At 36.6% G+C, this 960-nt stretch carries 1 protein-coding gene; it reads left to right on the forward strand.

Annotation, left to right across the window (positions count from 1 at the left end; genetic code table 11):
- Positions 1-256: 256 nt before the first annotated feature.
- Positions 257-670: a DUF1090 domain-containing protein gene (locus AACV20_RS12885; protein WP_234782747.1), complete on the forward strand. Its 414-nt coding sequence runs from the start codon at positions 257-259 to the stop codon at positions 668-670.
- Positions 671-960: the final 290 nt, after the last annotated feature.

Raw genomic sequence — 960 nt, forward strand, 5'->3', positions numbered from 1 at the left:
AACACATAACAAAGCGTTTAAGACGGATTCCCAACGCTTGGCATTTTCGGCTTACTTTGGGTTAAGTGTTTATGTCACAATGGTTTAGGTAGAGTGGTAGCGTTGCTCACCACTTAACGCGGCGTTAGCATTCTGAGGACTTAAATAGTCATATTCAAATGGTAGAAATCAATCATCGCGTATAATAGTTGTGTGACAATTCACCATTTTGTAGTTTAATTATCCCTTGCAAAATTATTTAAAGTTAGTTGTGTTAATGAAAAGAGCAAATGTAAATTTAATGTTGAAAGCTTCCGGTGTTGTACTGTCTATATTGTCATTTTATAGTTTTGCTTCATTGAACTGTTCAGGTTTGTCTGGATGTGAAAGAAAGTATTGTGAGATTGAGCAGCAAATAGAAAGTGCTCAGTTATCTAATAATCAAAAAAAGATAAAAGGACTAAAAGTTGCCCTAGCGGAAGCCAAGTCCAATTGTAGTGACACAAAACTTAAGCAAGATTTAGCTGACGAAATTAAAGAAACTAAAGATAAAATTGCCGAATATAACTTAGATTTACAAGAAGCAAAGGGAAGTGGCAAGGATAACAAAGTCAGGAAATACCAAAATAAAATTCAAGAAGAAGAGCGTAAATTGGAGTCGCTTCTACAAGAGTTATCCGAATTAGGCTAGATAATGCTAACAAACGCTTCAAGAGGGACAGCCAACGCATGGCATTTTTATTATGCGTTGGTTTTTGTGATTACGGTGTTATGCGGGAAGTTAGTAGTAGCGTTGTCTGCCCCTTAAGCGGGCGTTAGCTGAGGTTAAGAAAGATCATAAAATTAAGCGTTTATTTTGAGAGTGTCCTGAATTCTGTGTAACTGTCTAAACTTAAGCCTTAAAGGCTAAGGATGGACAATATGGATAAGAAAGCACTCGAAGCTTTTGCTCGTGAAGCAGCAAAGTCAATTAAGACAGAA

The organism is Vibrio sp. B4-6 (assembly GCF_963888245.1).
GTDB lineage: Bacteria > Pseudomonadota > Gammaproteobacteria > Enterobacterales > Vibrionaceae > Vibrio > Vibrio anguillarum.